The 4,157-nt window shown below is 57.9% G+C and carries 3 protein-coding genes; 2 read left to right on the forward strand and 1 reads right to left on the reverse strand.

The features are described from left to right. Positions 1-463: 463 nt before the first annotated feature. On the reverse strand, positions 464-1,363 hold the full coding sequence (locus ACIP66_RS21655) for a LysR family transcriptional regulator (protein ID WP_212545484.1): 900 nt from the start codon (positions 1,361-1,363) through the stop codon (positions 464-466). A gap of 158 nt (positions 1,364-1,521) precedes the next feature. On the opposite strand from ACIP66_RS21655, the gene ACIP66_RS21660 reads away from it, so the two are divergent. Both ACIP66_RS21660 and ACIP66_RS21665 read left to right on the forward strand, forming a co-directional pair. Further along, positions 1,522-2,703 (forward strand): acyl-CoA dehydrogenase, encoded by a 1,182-nt coding sequence (locus ACIP66_RS21660; RefSeq protein ID WP_008081123.1) that lies wholly within the window; start codon positions 1,522-1,524, stop codon positions 2,701-2,703. 13 nt (positions 2,704-2,716) lie between these two features. Further along, positions 2,717-3,937, forward strand: coding sequence for a CaiB/BaiF CoA-transferase family protein (locus tag ACIP66_RS21665; protein ID WP_053116419.1), 1,221 nt, complete (start codon positions 2,717-2,719; stop codon positions 3,935-3,937). The last annotated feature ends 220 nt before the right edge of the window (positions 3,938-4,157 follow it).

The following is a 4,157-nucleotide window of genomic DNA, read 5'->3' on the forward strand; positions in this document are numbered from 1 at the left end:
TGGGAGTCGAGAGGAACACCACTGTGCACGTCAAAGCTCCTGCGTGATCTTAGTGAGGAACCCCATGCACTACGGATGGTGCGACTGGGGCGGCCGATCAGCACGATCCCGCCAAATCAGGGCGGGGCGCGGCATTTTGCAGGCGAACTTTATGCCCTTCAAGGGATTATGACGGGTGACGGAAAATTAACTACAAGTCATGCCGTGACCGAATGTCGCACATGCCTGGTCGAATCCCTTACAGGCCGTGCCCTGCAAGGATTCTGGCGCAATATGGAAAAATTTCTCATCGGTGACGTGAATAGGCCGCAATGCGTCGTGAATGGAGGCTCAAAGCCACGTCGGCAGGCGCTTGTAGGACGTCTGTACGACTTTCGGATACAGTCTGTGCATATGCGACAAATAGTTATATCTGTAGGGCTTTGGTTTTTCTGACTACGAGGTCAGCAAACGCTAAAAGCCTTTAGCCTTCAAGGCTGTAGCTCTGTGCCTGATTTACCAGCCAGTCACGAAAAGCCTTCAAAGACGCCGATTCGACCTTTCGTTCGGGAATCATCAAGTAATAGGCCTTGATGCTGGAGAGTGCCTGCGGGTTGGCAATTACCAGGCGTTTCTCCGCCAATTCCCGCTGAATCAGAAACGGTGGAATCAGCGCAATCCCCATGTCGTGCATGGCCGCTTGGGCGAGCATGGAGAATAGCTCGTAGCGCGGACCTGTCATGTCGCGGGGGATGTTCAGCTGTTGCGAGTTGAACCACTGACGCCAGGCATAAGGGCGAGTGGTTTGTTGCAGCAGTGGCAGATCGGCAATCTCATCGGCTGTCAGAAGCGTCTTGTTGCCGAGTAGGGCGGGGCTGCACACCGGCATCGGATTTTCACCCATCAGCCTGTGGGATTCGGTACCCGACCAATCGGCATCGCCGAAATAGATCGCCGCATCGAACTCCGTGTCGGCAAACAGGAAGGGCCGCGTGCGGTTGGTCAGGTTGACCGTGACTTCCGGGTGCTTGAGCTGGAAATCCTTGAGGCGCGGCAGCAGCCATTGCGTACCGAAGGTTGGCACCACCGCCAACTCGATCACATTGGTGCCTTGCTGGCCCATCACCGACAACGTGTCGCGCTCCACTGCATCCAGTTGCGTGGCGACCCGGCGACTGTAGGAAAGTCCCGCTTCGGTCAGCTTCACCCCGCGTCGCGAGCGTCGGAACAGTTCCACACTGAGGAACTCCTCAAGGCTGGCGATTTGTCGGCAAATGGCGCCCTGGGTGAGGGAAAGTTCTTCGGCGGCGCGGGTAAAGCTCTCGTGGCGTGCAGCGGCTTCAAAGCTGATCAGGGCGGTGGTGCTGGGGATCTTCCTGCGCATGTACGTCAACCTCACTAATGCGCCGCATAAAAGGCATTTCGCGACGTTTCGGAGTGAGAAATTAGCACAACAGAATGCGAAATCCTCGTTTGCCGCGACGGCGAACCACGCCTAGGATCAATGCCACGTTAATTCACCCGATTTGCGAGGACACACTCATGGGCGGTAAAGCTAGCTTCAACTGGATCGATCCCCTGCTGCTGGATCAACAGCTCACCGAAGAAGAGCGCATGATCCGCGACACCGCCGAGCAGTTCGCTCAGCAGAAGCTCGCGCCGCGTGTTCTTGAAGCTTTCCGTCATGAGAAGACTGATCCGGCGATTTTCCGCGAAATGGGCGAAGTTGGCCTGTTGGGCGCGACCATCCCTGAGCAATACGGTGGCAGCGGCCTCAACTACGTGAGCTACGGCCTGATTGCTCGCGAAGTGGAGCGCGTCGACTCCGGCTATCGCTCGATGATGAGCGTGCAGTCGTCGCTGGTGATGGTGCCGATTAACGAATTCGGCACCGAAGCACAGAAACAGAAATACCTGCCGAAACTGGCTTCCGGCGAGTGGATCGGCTGCTTCGGCTTGACCGAGCCAAACCACGGTTCCGACCCGGGCGCGATGATTACCCGGGCCCGCAAAGTCGACGGCGGATACAGCCTGACCGGCGCGAAGATGTGGATCACTAACAGCCCGATCGCCGACGTGTTCGTGGTCTGGGGTAAGGACGATGCCGGCGACATTCGTGGCTTCGTCCTGGAGAAGGGCTGGAAAGGCCTGAGCGCTCCGGCGATTCACGGCAAGGTCGGCCTGCGTGCGTCGATCACCGGCGAGATCGTCATGGACAACGTGTTTGTACCGGAAGAGAACATCTTCCCGGACGTGCGCGGTCTGAAAGGCCCGTTCACTTGCCTCAACTCTGCGCGCTACGGCATCTCCTGGGGCGCACTGGGCGCTGCCGAGTTCTGCTGGCACACCGCTCGCCAGTACACGCTGGATCGTCAACAGTTCGGTCGCCCATTGGCCGCTACTCAGTTGATCCAAAAGAAACTGGCCGACATGCAGACCGAGATCACGTTGGCCCTGCAAGGCTGCCTGCGTCTGGGTCGTATGAAAGATGAAGGTACTGCGGCGGTCGAAATCACTTCGATCATGAAGCGCAACTCCTGCGGCAAGTCGCTAGACATCGCCCGTATGGCGCGCGACATGTTGGGCGGCAACGGTATCTCCGACGAATTCGGCGTGGCCCGTCACCTGGTCAACCTGGAAGTGGTGAATACCTATGAAGGTACTCATGACGTTCACGCGCTGATTTTGGGTCGTGCGCAAACCGGCCTGCAGGCGTTCTATTAATAGGAGAGTGACCATGGGCGCGCTGTCGCATCTGCGGGTACTGGATTTATCGCGAGTGTTGGCCGGGCCGTGGGCCGGGCAGATCCTCGCCGACCTTGGCGCCGAAGTGATCAAGGTTGAGCGCCCGGGTAATGGTGACGACACGCGCGCCTGGGGGCCGCCCTTCCTTAAAGACGCTTATGGCGAGAACACCTCGGAAGCGGCTTATTACCTGTCGGCCAACCGCAACAAGCAATCGGTGACTATCGACTTCACGCGTCCTGAGGGGCAGAAGCTGGTGCGCGAGCTGGCGGCGAAGTCGGACATCCTTATCGAGAATTTCAAGGTCGGTGGTCTGGCGGCGTATGGGCTGGACTATGAATCGCTGAAGGCGATCAATCCGAACCTGATCTATTGCTCGATCACCGGGTTCGGCCAGACCGGGCCGTATGCTAAGCGCGCTGGCTATGACTTCATGATTCAGGGGCTGGGTGGGCTGATGAGCCTGACTGGTCGTCCCGAGGGTGATGAGGGTGCCGGGCCGGTAAAGGTCGGTGTGGCGTTGACGGATATTCTTACCGGTCTGTATTCGACGGTGGCGATTCTTGCGGCGTTGGCACATCGCGATCACGATGGGGGCGGCCAACACATCGATATGGCGTTGCTGGATGTGCAGGTTGCGTGTCTGGCCAACCAGGCGATGAATTATCTGACCACGGGCAATGCGCCTAAGCGTCTGGGCAATGCGCATCCGAACATCGTGCCTTATCAGGACTTTCCTACGGCCGACGGCGATTTCATTCTTACCGTGGGTAACGACGGGCAGTTCCGCAAGTTTGCCGAAGTGGCGGGGCAGCCACAGTGGGCTGACGATCCGCGCTTCGCTACTAATAAGCTGCGGGTGGCGAACCGGGCGGTGTTGATTCCGTTGATTCGCCAGGCGACGGTGTTCAAGACGACTGCCGAGTGGGTTGCCGAGCTGGAGCAGGCGGGCGTGCCTTGTGGGCCGATCAATGATCTGTCGCAGGTGTTCGAGGATCCGCAGGTGAAGGCGCGTGGTCTGGCGATAGAGCTGCCGCACGCACTGGCGGGAATGGTGCCGCAAGTGGCCAGCCCTATCCGCATGTCGCAGACACCGGTTGAGTATCGGCGCGCCCCTCCATTATTGGGTGAGCATACGCTGGAGGTTCTTCAAGGTGTGCTGGGCTTGGGCGCGGGTGCGGTGGCTGAGCTGAAGGCGGCTGGGGTGCTCTAAAGATTCCTTCTATATAGAAGGGATCACGTTTGCTTCCTTTATATAGGTGCATTTGGTCGTTATTTAGCCAATCTGCAAGTTATTGAAAGAAAAGCGAAATTAACGGTTGACGGCAAATTCCAGAGGTCTATAATTCGCCCCACTTCCGGCGCAGTCGAAACGGAAAACTCCTTGAGATTCAATGAGTTATGTAGGTTTCGACAGCAAGTGCTTCATTTCA

The organism is Pseudomonas sp. NPDC088429 (genome assembly GCF_044753305.1).
GTDB classification, from domain to species: domain Bacteria; phylum Pseudomonadota; class Gammaproteobacteria; order Pseudomonadales; family Pseudomonadaceae; genus Aquipseudomonas; species Aquipseudomonas rustica.